The organism is Streptomyces sp. NPDC107654 (assembly GCF_055639035.1).
The window spans coordinates 44,318-61,566 of sequence record NZ_JBVKBI010000012.1 but is presented as its reverse complement, the minus strand read 5'-3'; the positions used below and the strand labels follow the sequence as shown (position 1 = coordinate 61,566).

Genomic DNA, 17,249 nt, shown 5'->3' with positions numbered 1-17,249 from the left:
GGGAAGGTTCAGGTAACTGTCGGGATCTACTGCATTTTTGGGAACAGACGCGCGAATTGCCTCAACTCGGTGCGCCGCGGGCGAGCTTAGTCCGACCGGATCATCGCCGTGTCATATTCGGCAAGCACCTGAAATCGCCCCGCCGGAGGAGTAACCTCAACTCCTTTTGCACGGTGCGCTTCCGTTCGCACACCATCCGTGACGGGAAACGGGCGTACGAACGTCACTCACCGTGAAGAGTGAAACGGCGGCCGGGGGCGCACCCCTGCGCCCCCGGCCGCCGTTCCCTTGGCCGTGACCGCCGTCCGCGGTCACGCGCCGAACGTCAGGTCACCCCACCGACGAGTAGGCGACGACGCCCCGCAGCAACTGGTCGACCGCCTTGCGCGCGGCCTTGGCCACGGTCGAGCCCTCCGCGGGGGCCGCCGCCGAGATCTGTCCCAGCACGTCGATGACCTGCTTGCACCAGCGCACGAAGTCACCGGCCGGCATCTCCGCCTCGCGCAGCACCTCGTCGAGCGCCGTGCCGGACGCCCACATGTACGCGGCCCAGGCGAACCCGAGATCCGGCTCCCGTTGCCCGACGCCCTCGGTCTGGCTGATCCGGAAGTCCTCCTCCAGCCCGTCGAGCCGGCCCCAGATCCGGACCATCTCGCCGAGCGCGGCCTTGGCCTTGCCGGAGGGCAGCTTGGGCGCCAGCGCGTCGTCGCCGACCCGTGCCTCGTACACCAGGGCCGAGACGCAGGCCGCGAGTTCGGCCGGGGAGAGCCCCTCCCAGACCCGCTCGCGCAGGCACTCGCTGGCCAGCAGGTCCAGTTCGCCGTACAGCCGGGCGAGCCGCTTGCCGTGCTCGGTGACCTCGTCCCCGCGCAGGTAGTCCAGCTCGGTCAGCAGCGCCACGATCCGGTCGAAGGTCCGCGCGATGGTGTTGGTACGGCCCTCGATGCGCCGCTCCAGCTGCGAGGTGTCGCGCAGCAGCCGGTGGTAGCGCTCGGCCCAGCGGGCGTGGTCCTCGCGGTCGTTGCAGCCGTGGCACGGGTGGGCCCGGATCGCGGTGCGCAGCCGGGCGATCTCGCGGTCGTCGGCGGCCTGGGACCGCTTCTTGCGCGCCCGCTCCGGCGGAATGTGCCCGGCCTTGGTGCGCAGCGCGGAGGCGAGGTCCCGACGGGACTGCGGCGAGCGCGGGTTGAAGGACTTCGGGATCCGCATCCGGTCCAACGGCTCGACCGGCACCGGGAAGTCCATCGACGCCAGCCGCTTGACCTGCCGTTCGGCCGTCAGCACCAGCGGACGCGGCCCGTCGTGGTGGTCGAAGCCGCGGTGGCCGTTGGACCGTCCGGCGGGCAGACCCGGGTCCAGCACCAGGGCGAGGCCCGCGTACTTGCCCGTGGGCACGTGGATGACGTCGCCGGGCTTGAGCTTCTCCAGGGCGACGGCGGCCTCGGCGCGGCGCTGGTTGGCGCCCTGCCGGGCCAGCTCGGTCTCCCGGTCCTTCAGCTCCCGGCGCAGCCGCGCGTACTCCTCGAAGTCGCCGAGGTGGCAGGTCATGGAGGCCTTGTAGCCCTCCAGCCCCTCCTCGTTGCGCTGCACCTGGCGGGAGATGCCGACGACCGACTTGTCGGCCTGGAACTGCGCGAAGGAGGTCTCCAGCAGCTCGCGCGAGCGGTGCCGGCCGAACTGCTCGACCAGGTTGACCGCCATGTTGTACGACGGCTTGAAGCTGGAGCGCAGCGGGTACGTGCGGGTGCCCGCGAGACCGGCGAGGTGCTCGGGGCTCATACCGCGCTGCCAGAGCACGACCGCGTGGCCCTCGACGTCGATGCCGCGGCGGCCGGCGCGGCCGGTCAGCTGGGTGTACTCGCCGGGCGTGATGTCGGCGTGCTGCTCGCCGTTCCACTTGACGAGCTTCTCCAGCACCACCGAGCGGGCGGGCATGTTGATGCCGAGCGCGAGGGTCTCGGTGGCGAACACGGCCTTGACCAGGCCGCGGACGAACAGCTCCTCCACGACCTCCTTGAAGGTCGGCAGCATGCCCGCGTGGTGGGCGGCGATGCCCCGCTCCAGGCCCTCCAGCCATTCGTAGTACCCCAGGACGTGCAGGTCCTCGGGGGCGATGTGGGCGGTGCGCTCCTCGACCAGGGCGCGGACCCGGTCCCGTGCCTCCTCGTCGTTGAGCCTGAGGCCCGCGTACAGGCACTGCTGGACGGCGGCCTCGCAGGCGGCGCGGCTGAAGATGAAGGTGATGGCCGGGAGCAGGCCCTCGGCGTCGAGACGCTCGATGACCTCCGGCCGGCCCGGGGTCCACACGCGCGAGCGCTGTCGGCGCTCACGCTCCCGGTCGGCCTCGCGCATCGCCCGGCCGCGCCTGCGGTCCTGGTACGACGGTCTCGTCGCCTCCATGCGGGCCAGGCGGACCAGGTCGGGGTTGACGGCCTTCTTGTGGCCCTCGCCCTCCTCGAACAGGTCGTACATCCGGCGTCCGGCGAGCACGTGCTGGAACAGCGGGACGGGCCGGTGCTCGGAGACGATCACCTCGGTGTCGCCGCGGACGGTGTCCAGCCAGTCACCGAACTCCTCCGCGTTGGAGACGGTGGCGGAGAGCGAGACCAGGGTCACCGACTCGGGCAGGTGGATGATCACCTCCTCCCAGACGGCGCCGCGGAAGCGGTCGGAGAGGTAGTGCACCTCGTCCATGACCACGTAGCCGAGGCCGAGGAGGGTCTGCGAGCCGGCGTAGAGCATGTTCCGCAGCACCTCGGTGGTCATCACGACCACCGGGGCGTCGGAGTTCACACTGTTGTCGCCGGTGAGCAGGCCGACCTGCGCCGTGCCGTAGCGGCGGCACAGGTCGGCGTACTTCTGGTTCGACAGCGCCTTGATGGGTGTCGTGTAGAAGCACTTCTTGCCCTGTCGCAGGGCGAGGTGGACGGCGAACTCGCCCACGATCGTCTTGCCCGAGCCGGTGGGGGCGGCCACCAGAACGCCCTTTCCCGCTTCGAGCGCCTGGCAGGCCTCGATCTGGAAGGGGTCGAGGCCGAAGTCGTACATCTCGCGGAAGGAGGCGAGTGCGGTGGCCTGCTCGGCTGCCCGCCTGCGGGCTGCCGCGTACCGCTCGGCCGGTGAGAGGTCCTCTGTCATCGTACTTTCGAGCGTACCGGGCCTCACTGACAACAGGACGATCATTATCCGGATCCCCGGCCGCCGGGAGACGACCGATGCCCCCGCACCGGTCTGGTGCGGGGGCATCGCGTGCGGCGGCTCGGTGGACGTCAGGTCACGTCGTCGTAGCCGTTGACCCGGTCGGTGCTCGCCTGCTCGGGCAGGGCCCGGGCGGCCGGGACGGGCTCGATGTCGCCGATGTCCTCGGGAGTGAGGTCCAGCTCGGAGGCCTCGTCGTCGCCGGGACCCGCGGCGTCGCGGCGGGCTCGGCGCCGGTCGTTGAGCAGCGCAATGGCCACGGCCACGAAGTAGAGTCCCCAGATCGGTGCCGCGAGCGCAAGCATCGTCATCGGGTCCGGGCTGGGCGTGGCCACGGCCGCGAACACGGTGATGCCGATGACCATGCCGCGCCACCAGCCCAGCATGCGCCGCCCGGACAGGACGCCGGTGAGGTTGAGCATGACCAGCAGCAGCGGCATCTCGAAGGCGAGACCGAAGACGACGATCATGCGGGTGACCAGGTCCAGCAGGTCGTCCAGCGGCAGCAGGTTCTCGGCACCGGACGGCGTGAGGTCGATCATCACCCGCGCCGTCGTGGGCAACACGTTGAACGCGAGGTAGCCGCCGCCGAGGAAGAGGGGGAAACCGAAACCGACGAAGGCGTAGGCGTACTTCTTCTCGTTGCGGTGCAGGCCCGGCGCGACGAACGCCCACAACTGGTACAGCCAGACCGGCGACGCCAGCACGACACCGGCCATCAGGGCGACCTTCAGGGCCAGGGTGAACGGCGCCAGCAGGCCACTGACGGTGATGTGCGCGCAGTGGACGTTCTTGGCCTGGGCCAGTTGCCCGAAGGACTGGTGGCAGCCGATCTCGTCGAGCATCGGCCGCGTGATGACATCGATGATGTCCCTGTAGAAGAAGGCCGCGACGATCGTGACGGCAAGGATCGCCAGGACACCCTTCGCGAGCCGGTTGCGCAGCTCACGCAAGTGATCCGCGAGCGGCATCCGCCCCTCGGGATCCCTCTCCTTCTTGCGGGCAGACTTGAGCAACCCACATCCTCATCTCGTACAGCGGACCGGACGCTCCCGGTCCTCGCGTCAGCGCTGGGTCGTGTCCGTCGGCTCGTTGACCGGGCGGGAGCTGGTCACGTCGCCGGGCGCGGCCTGGATCGTACGCTGAGCGGGAGTGGGCTCCTCGGCGGACTGGGCGGTGCCGGTGGGCTGCTTGCCGTCCTCCTTCATCGCCTTCGCCTCGCTCTTCAGGATGCGGGCGGACTTGCCGAGCGAGCGCGCCATGTCCGGCAACTTCTTGGAGCCGAACACGAGGAGGATCACCACAACGAGGATCAGCAGGTGCCACGGCTCGAGTCCGTTGCGGAACATAAATCTTCACCTTCTCATCGAGGCGGGTATGTCCGACAGGTCGGACAGTCATCCGAAACGTCAACCTGGCTGCGATCGTAACGCCTGGGGGTGAACGCCGAACCACCCCGGGACGTACTCCCGCTCCGCGGACCGCGCCTCGTCACCGGGCCGCGACCAGCAGCGTACCTGGCCGCACCGGCAAGGTGACAGGGCGAAGTGACGCAAAGCGCTTGTCCCGCCGGACCCACGCGCCCCGCTCGGCGTGGCTCACAGGGCGTCCACGGCGTGGGCCGTGCTCACCGCGGCCCGCTCCAGGTCCTCGGCGGCCCGGTTGATACGGCGCGCGGAGTCCGCCACCTGCCGCCCCAGGCGCCGCGCCTCCAGGAACACCCGGACGGCGAGGACGCCGAGGACGGCGAGACCCAGGAAACCCACGGCTACCGCGAACATCGGCCAGAACATGACGTCGAGACTAGACCGTCCGCCGCCGTGGGACGCAGTCGGCTACACCGTGGAGTGCAGCCTGAGGGTCCGCACGCCGCCGCCGGTGAGCAGCTCCACGATCCGCTCCCCGGCGGGCTTGCGGACCGCGGCGCCGCAGTCGGGGCAGGTGAAGGAGTAGAACGTGGTCCGGCTGCTGGCGCCGATGGCGAGGCGCAGGGCGCTCGCCGCCAGCTCGAAGCGGCCCCGGCAGTCGGGGCAGCCGGCCCGGAACACCACCGGGACCGCTCCGCGCATCCCCGCGAAGGCGGTCGCCACCGTCATCTCCTGCGGACGCTCGCTCACAGGCCTCGCTCCCTCTTCTCTGGTCCGCCGGGCGTGCCACCGAGGCTGCCGTGTGGTGCCGTGGTGGCCGGTCGCGCCGACACGGCGGAGCCGCGCATCCGTCACGGCCCCGCGCCCCGCCGGGCGCTCTCACCGCCCGGAGCGCGCCGGTTCCGCCGTGTCGTACGCCGCCAGTGCCTCCGCCGCCGCCCGGCGGGCGCTGTCGGCCAGCTCCGGCGGCGAGACGATCCGGCCGTCGCGGCCGAGCCGCAGGGCGAGCCGGCGCAGGGAGGCCGGGTCGGGGGTGCGCAGAGTGATACGCAGCCCGCCGTCGGAGAGCTCATCGGCGCTGTCGTGCGGGTAGTACTCGGCGACCCAGCGGCCGCCGGGGCCGACCTCGACCACGACCTCCGGATCCTCGGCGGCCGGCTGCACCAGGGCCTCGGAGAGGTCGCGCAGTTCTATCTCGGGCGGGGCCGAGGGCTCGTCGAGGATGCGGATCTCGGCGACCCGGTCGAGCCGGAAGGTGCGCCGGGCCTCGGAGCGGCGGCACCAGGCCTCCACATAGGTGTGGCCGACGCTGACCAGCCGGATGGGGTCGATCTCGCGCTCGGTGACCTCGTCGCGGGCCGGGGAGTAGTAGCGGATCCACAGCCGGCGGCGCTCGGAGATCGCCCGGTCGACGTCGGCGAAGACACCGCCCTCGGACTCGAAGGTCACCGACAGGCGGGAGCTGGCCCCCGCGGCCTCTCCGGCCGCGGCCTCCACCTTGGCGGTGGCCCGCAGCAGCGCCTGCCGGTCACCCTCCCGCAGCCCGGGCAGGGTCGAGACCGCGCGGGCGGCGACCAGCAGCGCGGTGGCCTCGTCGGCGGCGAGACGGAGCGGTTCGGCCGCCTCCTCGCCCAGCGCGGCCGGGTTGTGCCACCAGATGCGCTCGCCGTCGGTGTCGATGTCGAGCAGGTCGCCGCCGCGGAAGCTGGTGCCGCACATGGGCAGCAGGTCGAGGTCGGCGACCAGCTCGTCCTCGGTGATGCCGAAGGCGCGCGCGACGTCGGCGATCCGGGCGCCGGGGCGCTCTCTGAGATAGGTCACCAGGGAGAGCATCCGCCGGGTCTGGTCGATGGCGTTGACGGTTCTGGCCGGTTTGACTGCCATGGTTCCGCTCCCCCTTCAGCCCTTGGCCACGGCACGCAGCCGGTCCACCACGTCGGCCCGCAGCTCGGCCGGCTCCAGGACCACCACGTCCGGCCCGAACTCCACCAGCCAGGCGTCCAGGCCGTGCCCGTACGGAATCTCCAACTCGTCCCAGCCGTCCCCGAGTTCCCGGACCTGGGTGGCTTTCGCCCGAAGGGGGTAACCGGCGCCGGAACGCAGCCGGATCAGCGCCGAGCGGTCGGCTATCTCACCGGCCCAGCCCGCGACGGTCTCCCGCACGGTGACGACGTCCGGCACGGGCGCGGTGAACCCGGTACCGCGGGAGCGCACCCTGCCGGTGATCCGGGAGAGCCGGAAGACCCGCTCGGCGCCCCGGTCGCGGTCGAAGCCGGCCAGGTACCAGTGGCCGCGCCAGCACTCCAGCGCCCACGGCTCGACGTGCCGGGGCTCGGGGTGGGCGGCGGAGGCCTTGCGGTAGTCGAAGACGACGGGGCGGCGGTCGCGGCAGGCCAGCATCAGCGGCTCGAAGGCGGCCTCGTGCACCGGGATGCGCGGCTCCAGCGCGCCGTGCGCCTCGTACGGGTCGACGTCCTCGGGGAGCCCCGCGGCGCGCAGCTTCTGCAGTGCTCCGCTGGCGGCCCCGGCCAGCCGGGCCTGCTGCCAGACCTTGGCGGCCAGGCCCAGGGCGGCGGCCTCCTCGGCGTCCAGGGTGATGGGGGGAAGGCGGTTGCTGTCGCGGCGGGCGAGGTAGCCGACCTCGCCCTCGATGTTCTCCACGGTGGCGATGACCAGGCCCAGCTCGCGCAGGTCGTCCTTGTCCCGCTCGAACATGCGGTTGAAGGAGTCGTCGCTGCCCGCTTCCAGATAGGCCTCGATCGACTCCCGCAGCTCGCGCTTGCTGAGCGGCCGGCGGGTGCCGAGCAGACACAGCGCGAGGTTCATCAGCCGCTCGGCCTTGGCAATGGCCATCGACGCCCTTCGCCTTCCCTATGGTGCTTCTGACCGATGACCGTACCGCTCCGCGGGGCCGTGACAAAAGCCGAGGGCCCATGCCCGAACAGGCATGGGCCCCAGGTGATCGAATCCGGTCGCATCCGGCCGGTCGATCGGGCGTGGATCAGACGCCGAGCAGGTCCACCACGAAGATGAGCGTCTCGCCGGGCTTGATCGCCGGGGTCGGGCTCTGGTTGCCGTAGGCGAGGTGGGCGGGGATGGTCAGCTGACGGCGGCCACCGACCTTCATGCCCTGCACGCCCTGGTCCCAGCCCTTGATGACCCGGCCCCCGCCCAGCGGGAAGCGGAACGGCGTGCCGCGGTTCCAGCTGGCGTCGAACTCCTCACCGGTGCTGAAGGCGACACCCACGTAGTGGACGGTGACGTTCTGACCGGCCTGCGCGACCGGGCCGTCACCCTCCCAGATGTCCTTGATCTCAAGGTCCGCCGGAGGCTCGCCGCCCGGGAAGTCGATCTCGGGCTTCTCGATGCTCACGTCAAAAGCTCCTTGTGTACGACACGAAACGCCGACAGTCTTTCATCCCCGCCGCCCTCCCGCCCTCCCGGGCGCCACCGGAGCGCTACATCGCCGCGAGGATGTCCACCGTGAACACCAGGGTGGAGCCCTTCTTGATCACCCCGCCGCTCGGCGGCTTGTCCCCGTACCCCAGCTCCGGCGGGACCACGATCAGCACCCGGCTGCCCACCTTCTTGCCGGTCAGCCCCTGCGCGAGCCCCTTGACCGCCTGCTGCATCTGCTCCAGCCCGAACTGGCTCAGCCGGCCCGAGCCGTACGTCCGCTGGAAGGTCTTGCCTCCGTCCCAGACCAGCCCCTGGAACTGGCACAGCACCGCCTGGTCGCTCTTCAGCTCCGGGCCGTCGCCCTCCAGCACGTACGCCGACACGAGCTTCTTCGGCGGGTCCGTCTTCGGCACGGTGACCTTCGGCACCAGCCCGTCGGTGTTGGTCCCCACCTTCGGCAGCGCGGCGTCGTCCTGCGCGACCGCCTTGCCCTTGACGCTACTCCTGGAGTTGAACGACTCGATCAGGTCGATGACGAAGACCAGCGTGTCGGTGCCCTTGATACCCGCCTGCGCGTTGCCTCCCTTGCCGTAGCCCAGCTGCGGCGGGACGGCGATCTCGACACGGCTGCCGGTCTTCTTGCCCGCGAGCGCGTACCGCCAGCCGTCGATGACGCTGCCCTGCGCCAGCTGGATCACGATCGGACGCTTGCGGTCGTAGGAGTTGTCGAAGACCTTCCCCGTGCTCCAGATCGCGCCGAGGTAGTCGGCCTTCACGAAGTCGTTCTCCGCGACCACCCGGCCACCGCCCGCGACCAGCGTCTTCACCGCGAGATTCCTCGACGGCTCCCCCGACCCCTTGGCCAGGGTCGGCTTCTCGCCGAACCCCGTCCCCGCCGTGACCGCCGGCAGCGGCCCGTCCACGATCTTCGGCGGCGGCGCGGAGGACGCCGAGGCCGACGGCGAGGCGCCGGTCCTGCTGGAGTCGGACGTGTCGTCACCGCATCCGGCGACTGTGACCAGTCCCGCGGGTACGGCGGCCAGGAGGAGTGAGCGTCGGCGCACGGAAGAGCCTCGTAATCGGTCGGTCTTTCGGATGACGTGCGCGCAACTCTACGACGTGAGAAGGGCGCCGTACGGGAAACGTACGGCGCCCGTGTGGCGTTCCGGCACCTGCGCGGCCCCGACGCCCGACTCCCCGGCCGGCGGCCCTACATACCGGCGATCAGCTTCTCCACCCGGTCGTCCACCGAACGGAACGGGTCCTTGCACAAGACGGTGCGCTGCGCCTGGTCGTTGAGCTTGAGGTGCACCCAGTCGACCGTGAAGTCCCTGCGCTGCTCCTGCGCCCGCCGGATGAAGTCGCCGCGCAGCCGGGCCCGAGTGGTCTGCGGCGGAACCGACTTGCCCTCGAAGATCTTCAAGTCGTTGCAGATCCGCGCCGCTTGGCCCTTCTTCTCCAGCAGGTAGTACAGGCCACGACGGCGGTGGATGTCGTGGTAGGCGAGGTCTATCTGGGCGACCCGCGGATGCGACATCGTCATGTTGTGCTTGGCCCGGTACCGCTCGATGAGCTTGTACTTCATGACCCAGTCGATCTCGGTCTCGATCCGGTCCAGTTCCTCGTTCTCGATGGCCTCCAGCGTGCGGCCCCACAGGTCCAGCACCTGCGCGACCGTACCGGTGCGGATGCCCCGGCGGTCACAGAAGTCCAGCGCCTTGTCGAAGTACTCGCGCTGCACCTCCAGCGCCGAGGCCTCCCGGCCGCTGGCGAGGCGCACCTTGCGCCGGCCCGTGATGTCATGGCTGACCTCGCGGATCGCCCGGATCGGGTTCTCCAGCGTCAGGTCACGCATCACCGTGCCCGCCTCGATCATGCGCAGCACCAGGTCGGTGGCACCGACCTTGAGGAGCATCGTCGTCTCCGACATGTTCGAGTCGCCGACGATCACGTGCAGCCGGCGGTACCGCTCCGCGTCCGCGTGCGGCTCGTCACGCGTGTTGATGATCGGACGGGAACGCGTCGTCGCCGAGGAGACGCCCTCCCAGATGTGCTCCGCGCGCTGGCTCACGCAGTACACGGCACCGCGCGGAGTCTGCAGCACCTTGCCGGCACCGCACAGCAGCTGCCGGGTGACCAGGAAGGGGATGAGGATGTCCGCGAGCCGGGAGAACTCCCCGTGCCGCGCCACCAGGTAGTTCTCGTGGCAGCCGTAGGAGTTGCCCGCCGAGTCGGTGTTGTTCTTGAAGAGGTAGACGTCGCCTGCGATTCCCTCCTCGTGCAGGCGTCGTTCCGCGTCCACCAGGAGTCCTTCGAGAATGCGCTCGCCGGCCTTGTCGTGGGTGACCAGTTCGATCACGTTGTCACATTCGGGTGTCGCGTATTCCGGATGTGAGCCCACGTCGAGATACAGCCGGGCGCCGTTCCGCAGAAAGACATTGCTGCTGCGGCCCCATGACACGACACGGCGGAAGAGGTACCGCGCCACCTCGTCAGGAGACAGACGCCGCTGTCCCCTGAACGTGCACGTGACGCCGTACTCGTTCTCCAGCCCGAAAATGCGGCGGTCCATGAGGGAACATTACGCCCGATCCCCCGACCTGAAACGGGGTTCGACGGCACGATTTGGATCATTTTCCGATGAAGCCGCAACAACCCCGGCCCTCGCGGAAGCTGCGAGGACCCGTCCGGTGGCCAGCAGGACCAGCAACGACACCGTCCCCGCCGCACCCGGCAGCGCGAAACCCCACAGCGCGCCACCGGCCTGGACCACCGGCCCGGCCAGGCCCGTTCCCACCGACGCACCCACCGTGAACGTCGTCACGAGCCAGGAGAACGCCTCGGTGACCGTCCCGCTCGGCGCGTGCCGGTCCACGATGATGAACGCGCAGGCGATGCACGGCGCCAGGAACACCCCCGAGACCACGCTCAGCAACACCATGGCCACAGCACCCGGCATCAGCATCAGCGGCAGATAACACACCGCCAGAAGAGCCGTCAGCACCCTCAGTCGCCGCTCCGGAGCACCCGCCCACCGCCGCGCACCGTAGACCGCGCCACCGGCCAGCGCCCCGAGCCCCAGCCCCGCCATCAGCCACCCGTACACCGCGTCACCACCGTGCCCGTCCGCGTACGACACCGACGCCACCGTGATGGAACCCAGCGCGATCCCCACGAACAGGAACGCCGCCAGCAGCGCCAGCAGCCCCGGCGACCGCAGGGCACCCAGCCAGTGCGCCTCCCGCGGAGCCGACCGCCACGCACGCGACGGCGGCGACACCACCACCGACAGCGCGCCCAGCACACCCAGCAGGTTCAGCACCAGCAGGGCCGCGCGCTCGTCCCACACCGACACGCACACCGTCACCAGCAGCGGGCCGACGGTGAACATCACCTCCTGCGCGATCGCGTCCATGGCGTACGCCGTGTGCACCTGCTCCTCCCGGGCCAGCACCGACGGCCACAGCGCCCGCAGACCGCCCTCCAGCGGCGGAGTGAACAGACCGGCCACCCCCACCGCGGCATAGGCCGACGGCAGCGGATCCGTGCCGCCGAACGCGAACAGCGTCATCGCCAGCGCCGCGACCACCGCGGCGGGCAGCTGCACCCGAGGCTGGCCGTACAGGTCCACCAGCCGGCCCAGCACCGGCTGACCCACCGCGTTCGCCACGCCGTACACGGCCGCGAGAGCACCCGCCAGGCTGTACGTCCCGCCCTCGGCCCGCACGAACAGCACCAGGGCGATCGCGGCCGTCGCGTTGGGCAGCCGGCCCACCAGGGTCCCCGTCAGCAGCCGCAGGGCGTGCCTCGCCCGCAGGATCTCCAGGTACCCCGTCGCCATCCCCAGCCTCCCGTGCCTTGCCCGGGACGCCGCGACGGCCCGAAGTGTTACGTATAACGTCCCTCTTCATACGTACCATGAGCGCTGTCACACGTCCAGACGACCGGGAGAGAGTCGTGGCCCGCAGCAACACCCGCCCGACCAGCCGGGACGTCGCCCACGCAGCCGGCGTCTCCCAGGCCGCCGTCTCCCTCGTCCTCGGCGACAAATGGCGCGGCCGGGTCTCCGAGACCACCGCCGAACGCGTCCGCGAAGCCGCCCGCGAACTCGACTACCGGCCCAACCTCGCCGCCCGCAACCTCCGCCTCGGCCACACCCGCACCGTCCTCCTCGTCGTCCCCGCCCTCACCACCGAATTCTTCGCCGGCGTCTACACCGGCGCCGCACGCATCGCCGCCCGGCACGGCTTCGGCGTCGTCCTCTACCCCTCCCCCGAAGGCATCGGCCCCGCCCGCGACCCCTTCGCCTCCGCACAGGCCGCCCTCGACGGCGTCATCGCCTCCTCCATGGCCGCCGACGCCCTCACCGCCATCCGCGGCGACCAGCTCCCCCTCGTCATGCTCGACAGCGACCCCACCGGCAGCCTCGGCGCCGCCACCGTCAACCTCGACATCACCGACGGCGTCCGCCAGGTCGCCGACCACCTCCTCGGCCTCGGCCACCGCCGCATCCTCCACCTCGCCGCCGACGTCCCCTCCTGGACCTTCGACATCCGCGCCAGAGAACTCGCCGCACGCACGGCCACCGTCCCCGGCACCGAGATCCGCACCGCCCGCGCCCCCATCTCCATCGACGGCGCCCGCACCGCCACCGAAACCGCGCTCGCCGCCCCCGGCCCCCGCCCCACCGCCGTCGTCTGCGACGACGACAAACTCGCCGCCGGCGCCTACAAGGCCCTCCGCCGCCTCGGCCTCCGCGTCCCGGACGACATGTCGGTCACCGGCCTCGACGACCTCGCCCTCGCCACCGCCATCGACCCCGAACTGACGACCGTACGACTCGACGCCGAAACCTTCGGAGAACGCGGCATGCAGGCCCTCCTCGCCGTCCTGGACGGCCGCCGGCCCGACAGCGGGGACATCCCCGTCGAACTCGTCGTACGAGGCTCCACAGCACCACCGCACACCGCCGGATGAACCGAGTGCCCCGGCCGGATCACCGGCCGGGGCACTCACACACCTGAGCGAGCAGGATCACTCCTCCTCGGAACCGCCCTCATCCGAGGTCTCCGCCTCCGTGCTCGCACCGTCCGCCGCCAGCAGACGGGCCAGCTGACGCCCCACGATCCGCTTGAACTTCCGCTTCTGCGGACGCGTACGATCCAGCACCGCCACCTCCAGGCGCTCCGCCGGAATCTCCCGCTCACTGCCGTTGGTGTCCCGCGACAGCGCCTGCACCGCCAGCTTCAGGGCCTCCGCCAACGACATCCCGTCACGATGACGCTGATCGAGGAAACCGCTGATCTGCTCGGCGTTGCCACCCACCGCGACCGAACCGTGCTCGTCCACGATCGACCCGTCATGCGGCAGCCGGTAGATCTGGTCACCCTCCGGGGTCTCCCCCACCTCGGCGACCACCAGCTCCACCTCGTACGGCTTCTCGGCCGCCGACGAGAAGATCGTGCCCAGCGTCTGCGCGTACACGTTCGCCAGACCCCGGGCCGTCACATCGTCCCGGTCATAGGTGTAACCCCGCAGGTCGGCGTAGCGCACACCACCGATCCGCAGATTCTCGTACTCGTTGTACTTACCGGCCGCCGCGAAACCGATCCGGTCATAGATCTCGCTGAACTTGTGCAGCGCACGGGACGGGTTCTCGCCGACGAACACGATGCCGTCGGCATACTGCAGCACGACCAGGCTGCGGCCACGGGCGATACCCTTCCGGGCATACTCCGCCCGGTCGGCCATCGCCTGCTGGGGTGAGACATAGAACGGCGTCGACACCGGTTATCCGTCCCTTTCTGTCATGGTCACTGGATCACCTTGAAAAGAACCGGGCCCGCACTCAGAGCAGCGCGGCCTTCGGACCGTCCGGCTCCTCCAGACGCTTCTGGAGCACCGCACGGGACAACTCCGACGCCTCGTCCTCCGTGAGCCGGCGGAAACCGTCCTCGGTGATCACCGTGATGATCGGGTAGATCCGGCGGGCGACATCGGGACCACCGGTCGCCGAGTCGTCGTCTGCCGCGTCGTACAGAGCCTGCACCACCAGCGTGGTCGCCTGCTCCTCGGTGAGGTCGTCGCGGAACAGCTTCTTCATCGCACCCCGCGCGAAGATCGAGCCCGAACCCGTCGCCGCGTAGTTGTGCTCCTCCGAACGGCCACCCGTCACGTCGTACGAGAAGATGCGCCCCCTCTCGCGGTCCACGTCGTACCCCGCGAACAGAGGCACCACAGCCAGGCCCTGCATGGCCATGCCGAGGTTGGAGCGGATCATCGTCGACAGCCGGTTCGCCTTGCCCTCCAGCGACAGCTGCGCACCCTCGACCTTCTCGAAGTGCTCCAGCTCCAGCTGGAAGAGCTTCACCATCTCCACGGCGAGACCGGCCGTACCGGCGATACCCACCGCCGAGTACTCGTCCGCCGGGAACACCTTCTCGATGTCCCGCTGCGCGATGACGTTGCCCATCGTCGCCCTGCGGTCACCGGCGAGCACCACGCCCCCCGGGAACGTCACGGCGACGATCGTCGTCCCGTGCGGCGCCTCGATCACGCCCTGCGTGGGCGGCAGCTGCCGGTTGCCGGGCAGCAGCTCCGGCTGGTACTCGGAGAGGAAGTCCATGAAGGAGGAGGATCCTGGCGTCAGGAAGGCAGCTGGTAGACGCCCGGTGCCACGAGAGTTGGCTTCCACAAGTTTCCTTCCACGTAAGCAGCAGCCCGCCTGATGACCTCGGGCTGATCCTTGAACTGCCCCAGTGCGGCATTGCAGCTGAAGCACAGTACGCCACGGACCCTACCCGTCTCATGGCAGTGATCCACATGTGCCGGCAGAGCGCTCAGACAGATACAACAGACGCCCCCTTGGGAGGCGATCAACTCGTCACGCTCGGCCTCGGTGATTCCGTAAGTACGCTTCAAGTGGTCCGACCGCCCTTTGGCCGCACGACACGACTTGCAGCTCGTGGAGAGGCCGTCGGAGGCCGTCGCGTTGCGGTGCCATTCACTGTGCGGCTTGATCGCACCACAGCTCCGGCACAGCTTGTACCCCTCGGGCGTCTCCACTCGCGGACGGACGTTCCTGCCCTTGGCCAGTTGCCGGGCCTGGTGGTACGCGGCCCAGCACGTCCGGCAGTAGGCCTGCAGTCCGTCACGGGCCGCCCTGTTGCCGGCGAAGGCCGCTCGCGGCTTGACCTGCTTGCACCGCGAGCAGCGCTTCACCCCGCCTTCGTCGCTCACTCACACCCCCGAACCCCCGAACCTTAGATTCGAAGGTGAAAATGGCCTACTGGCCACCCTTCTGAACGAATGAGCGCACGAAATCCTCCGCATTTTCCTCGAGGACATCGTCGATCTCGTCCAGCACGGAGTCCACGTCGTCGCTGAGCTTCTCGTGCCGTTCCTTGAGGTCCTCCGAGGCCTGCGCGTCCTGCGCCTGCTCCTCGACCTCTTCGGTGGACCGGGTGGCCTTCTGCTGACCGCCGCCGGTGTCCTTGGTTGCCATAACCCTCACCCCGCTCAGTTCGCCTGCCGATCGGTGATGATCAGACCCTATAGGCCGGGTCCGACATCGGCCCCGCAGTTTCCACAACGTGCGGGGGCCACCTCGATGATTCCCGGGCGGTGGGGTTTCCACCCTGTCCGCCCGGGGCGGTACGAGTACCCGCTGATCGTGCTCAGCTGCCGGACAGGACCCTGACCAGGTCTTCCGCCGTGCGGCAGCGGTCCAGCAGCTCCTTGACGTGATTTCGCGTTCCGCGTAGCGGTTCCAGGGTTGGAACGCGCTGCAACGAATCCCGGCCCGGGAGGTCGAAGATCACCGAGTCCCAGCTCGCGGCCGCGACGTCGTCGGCGTACTGCTCCAGGCAGCGGCCGCGGAAGTAGGCGCGCGTGTCCTCCGGCGGCTTCGTACGGGCCTCGTCGACCTCGGACTCGTCCAGGAGGCGCTTCATGCGTCCACGGGCCGCCAGGCGGTTGTAGAGGCCCTTCTCGGCGCGTACGTCGGCGTACTGGAGGTCGACCAGGTGGAGCCGGGCGGCGTCCCAGTCGAGGTCGTCGCGGCGGCGGTAGCCCTCCATGAGTTCCCGTTTGGCGACCCAGTCGAGTTCGCCGGCGAGGCTCATGGGGTCGTTCTCCAGCCGGGTGAGGGTGTCCTCCCAGCGGCTGAGGACGTCCTTGGTCTGGTCGTCGGCGTCGGCGCCGAAGCGTTCCTCGACGTACTTGCGGGACAGCTCGTAGTACTCCATCTGGAGCTGGACGGCGGTGAGTGTGCGTCCGCTGCGGAGGGTGACCAGGCGCTTGAGCGAGGGGTCGTGGGAGACCTGGTGGAGGGTGCGTACGGGCTGGTCGACGGCGAGGTCCACGGCGATGAAGCCGTCCTCGATCATGGAGAGGACCAGGGCGGTCGTGCCGAGCTTGAGGTACGTGGAGATCTCGGAGAGGTTGGCGTCGCCGATGATTACGTGGAGGCGGCGGTACTTCTCCGCGTCGGCGTGGGGCTCGTCGCGGGTGTTGATGATGGGGCGCTTGAGGGTGGTTTCGAGGCCTACCTCGACTTCGAAGTAGTCGGCGCGCTGGCTGAGCTGGAAGCCGTGTTCGTGTCCGTCCTGGCCGATGCCGACGCGGCCGGCTCCGGCGAAGACCTGGCGGGAGACGAAGAACGGGGTCAGGTGGCGCACGATGTCGGAGAAGGGGGTTTCCCGCTTCATGAGGTAGTTCTCGTGGGTGCCGTAGCTGGCGCCCTTGTTGTCGGTGTTGTTCTTGTAGAGGTGGATGGGCTGGGCGCCGGGGAGCTGTGCGGCTCGTTCGGCGGCTTCGGCCATGATGCGTTCGCCGGCCTTGTCCCAGAGGACGGCGTCGCGGGGGTTGGTGACCTCGGGGGCGCTGTATTCGGGGTGGGCGTGGTCGACGTAGAGGCGCGCGCCGTTGGTGAGGATCACGTTGGCGAGGCCGATGTCCTCGTCGGTGAGCTGGCTGGAGTCGGCGGCTTCCCGGGCGAGGTCGAAGCCTCGCGCGTCCCGTAGGGGGTTTTCCTCCTCGAAGTCCCAGCGGGCCCGGCGGGCCCGGTGCATCGCCGCCGCGTAGGCGTTGACGATCTGGGATGAGGTGAGCATCGCGTTGGCGTTGGGGTGGCCGGGGACGGAGATCCCGTACTCCGTCTCGATGCCCATTACTCGCCGTACGGTCATGCGGCCCTCCTTGCCCGGCGGCACCCTCGGTGATGGGCGCCGCTCGCGTCCCGCTGGCGCTCCGGTGGGTGTGCGGTGCCCGTGCCCGCACTGCGCG

Annotated in this window: 17 protein-coding genes; 1 reads left to right on the top strand and 16 read right to left on the bottom strand. The window is 69.9% G+C overall.

Features of this window, described 5'->3' with window-relative positions; all coding sequences use genetic code 11:
* Window positions 1-330 precede the first annotated feature (330 nt).
* From ACZ7N4_RS21945 to ACZ7N4_RS21895, 11 genes are all read right to left on the bottom strand, one after another.
* The gene (locus ACZ7N4_RS21945; RefSeq protein ID WP_471360110.1) at window positions 331-3,183 is read right to left on the bottom strand and encodes a DEAD/DEAH box helicase; all 2,853 of its coding nucleotides are present in this window, start codon (window positions 3,181-3,183) and stop codon (window positions 331-333) included.
* 86 nt (window positions 3,184-3,269) lie between these two features.
* On the bottom strand, window positions 3,270-4,214 hold the full coding sequence (gene tatC / locus ACZ7N4_RS21940; RefSeq protein ID WP_471360108.1) for a twin-arginine translocase subunit TatC: 945 nt from the start codon (window positions 4,212-4,214) through the stop codon (window positions 3,270-3,272).
* 48 nt (window positions 4,215-4,262) lie between these two features.
* Window positions 4,263-4,547 carry a Sec-independent protein translocase subunit TatA gene (tatA, locus tag ACZ7N4_RS21935; protein ID WP_471360106.1) on the bottom strand — a complete coding sequence of 95 codons (285 nt, stop codon included), beginning with the start codon at window positions 4,545-4,547 and terminating at the stop codon, window positions 4,263-4,265.
* Between the two features lie 249 nt (window positions 4,548-4,796).
* Window positions 4,797-4,991: a hypothetical protein gene (locus ACZ7N4_RS21930; RefSeq protein WP_471360105.1), complete on the bottom strand. Its 195-nt coding sequence runs from the start codon at window positions 4,989-4,991 to the stop codon at window positions 4,797-4,799.
* 42 nt (window positions 4,992-5,033) lie between these two features.
* On the bottom strand, window positions 5,034-5,294 hold the full coding sequence (locus ACZ7N4_RS21925) for a hypothetical protein (RefSeq protein ID WP_356149439.1): 261 nt from the start codon (window positions 5,292-5,294) through the stop codon (window positions 5,034-5,036).
* 150 nt (window positions 5,295-5,444) lie between these two features.
* The gene (locus tag ACZ7N4_RS21920; RefSeq protein WP_471360103.1) at window positions 5,445-6,449 is read right to left on the bottom strand and encodes a helix-turn-helix transcriptional regulator; all 1,005 of its coding nucleotides are present in this window, start codon (window positions 6,447-6,449) and stop codon (window positions 5,445-5,447) included.
* Between the two features lie 15 nt (window positions 6,450-6,464).
* The gene (locus ACZ7N4_RS21915) at window positions 6,465-7,418 is read right to left on the bottom strand and encodes a helix-turn-helix transcriptional regulator (RefSeq protein ID WP_471360101.1); all 954 of its coding nucleotides are present in this window, start codon (window positions 7,416-7,418) and stop codon (window positions 6,465-6,467) included.
* A 148-nt stretch (window positions 7,419-7,566) separates the two neighbouring features.
* A complete protein-coding gene (locus ACZ7N4_RS21910; RefSeq protein ID WP_360745168.1) occupies window positions 7,567-7,938 on the bottom strand; it encodes an FKBP-type peptidyl-prolyl cis-trans isomerase in 372 nt (123 codons plus the stop codon).
* A gap of 85 nt (window positions 7,939-8,023) precedes the next feature.
* A complete protein-coding gene (locus tag ACZ7N4_RS21905) occupies window positions 8,024-9,028 on the bottom strand; it encodes an FKBP-type peptidyl-prolyl cis-trans isomerase (protein ID WP_471360099.1) in 1,005 nt (334 codons plus the stop codon).
* Between the two features lie 146 nt (window positions 9,029-9,174).
* Window positions 9,175-10,536, bottom strand: a complete 1,362-nt coding sequence (gene pafA, locus ACZ7N4_RS21900) for a Pup--protein ligase (protein ID WP_471360097.1) — start codon at window positions 10,534-10,536, stop codon at window positions 9,175-9,177.
* A 9-nt stretch (window positions 10,537-10,545) separates the two neighbouring features.
* Window positions 10,546-11,805 carry an MFS transporter gene (locus tag ACZ7N4_RS21895; RefSeq protein ID WP_471360095.1) on the bottom strand — a complete coding sequence of 420 codons (1,260 nt, stop codon included), beginning with the start codon at window positions 11,803-11,805 and terminating at the stop codon, window positions 10,546-10,548.
* A gap of 116 nt (window positions 11,806-11,921) precedes the next feature.
* On the opposite strand from ACZ7N4_RS21895, the gene ACZ7N4_RS21890 reads away from it, so the two are divergent.
* A complete protein-coding gene (locus ACZ7N4_RS21890; protein WP_471360094.1) occupies window positions 11,922-12,941 on the top strand; it encodes a LacI family DNA-binding transcriptional regulator in 1,020 nt (339 codons plus the stop codon).
* Between the two features lie 57 nt (window positions 12,942-12,998).
* Here ACZ7N4_RS21890 and prcA read toward each other — a convergent pair whose 3' ends face one another.
* From prcA to dop, 5 genes are all read right to left on the bottom strand, one after another.
* Window positions 12,999-13,751, bottom strand: a complete 753-nt coding sequence (gene prcA, locus ACZ7N4_RS21885) for a proteasome subunit alpha (RefSeq protein ID WP_471360092.1) — start codon at window positions 13,749-13,751, stop codon at window positions 12,999-13,001.
* Between the two features lie 61 nt (window positions 13,752-13,812).
* A complete protein-coding gene (gene prcB, locus ACZ7N4_RS21880; protein WP_471360090.1) occupies window positions 13,813-14,658 on the bottom strand; it encodes a proteasome subunit beta in 846 nt (281 codons plus the stop codon).
* The gene (locus ACZ7N4_RS21875; RefSeq protein ID WP_471360487.1) at window positions 14,610-15,029 is read right to left on the bottom strand and encodes an endonuclease VII domain-containing protein; all 420 of its coding nucleotides are present in this window, start codon (window positions 15,027-15,029) and stop codon (window positions 14,610-14,612) included. Before ACZ7N4_RS21875 ends, prcB begins: the two co-directional genes overlap by 49 nt.
* Window positions 15,030-15,249: 220 nt before the next feature.
* Complete coding sequence (locus ACZ7N4_RS21870) at window positions 15,250-15,468, bottom strand: ubiquitin-like protein Pup (protein WP_030608326.1); 219 nt, start codon at window positions 15,466-15,468, stop codon at window positions 15,250-15,252.
* Window positions 15,469-15,640: 172 nt separating this feature from the next.
* Window positions 15,641-17,152, bottom strand: a complete 1,512-nt coding sequence (gene dop, locus ACZ7N4_RS21865) for a depupylase/deamidase Dop (RefSeq protein ID WP_471360087.1) — start codon at window positions 17,150-17,152, stop codon at window positions 15,641-15,643.
* Window positions 17,153-17,249 lie beyond the last annotated feature (97 nt).

Bases quoted from the DNA above. Each gene is read 5' to 3' on its own strand.
- ACZ7N4_RS21945 (WP_471360110.1), bottom strand. From the start codon at position 3,183: ATGATCGTCCTGTTGTCAGTGAGGCCCGGTACGCTCGAAAGTACGATG.
- tatA (WP_471360106.1), bottom strand. From the start codon at position 4,547: ATGTTCCGCAACGGACTCGAGCCGTGGCACCTGCTGATCCTCGTTGTG.
- ACZ7N4_RS21930 (WP_471360105.1), bottom strand. From the start codon at position 4,991: ATGTTCTGGCCGATGTTCGCGGTAGCCGTGGGTTTCCTGGGTCTCGCC.
- ACZ7N4_RS21925 (WP_356149439.1), bottom strand. From the start codon at position 5,294: ATGACGGTGGCGACCGCCTTCGCGGGGATGCGCGGAGCGGTCCCGGTG.
- ACZ7N4_RS21920 (WP_471360103.1), bottom strand. From the start codon at position 6,449: ATGGCAGTCAAACCGGCCAGAACCGTCAACGCCATCGACCAGACCCGG.
- ACZ7N4_RS21915 (WP_471360101.1), bottom strand. From the start codon at position 7,418: ATGGCCATTGCCAAGGCCGAGCGGCTGATGAACCTCGCGCTGTGTCTG.
- pafA (WP_471360097.1), bottom strand. From the start codon at position 10,536: ATGGACCGCCGCATTTTCGGGCTGGAGAACGAGTACGGCGTCACGTGC.
- ACZ7N4_RS21895 (WP_471360095.1), bottom strand. From the start codon at position 11,805: ATGGCGACGGGGTACCTGGAGATCCTGCGGGCGAGGCACGCCCTGCGG.
- ACZ7N4_RS21870 (WP_030608326.1), bottom strand. From the start codon at position 15,468: ATGGCAACCAAGGACACCGGCGGCGGTCAGCAGAAGGCCACCCGGTCC.
- dop (WP_471360087.1), bottom strand. From the start codon at position 17,152: ATGACCGTACGGCGAGTAATGGGCATCGAGACGGAGTACGGGATCTCC.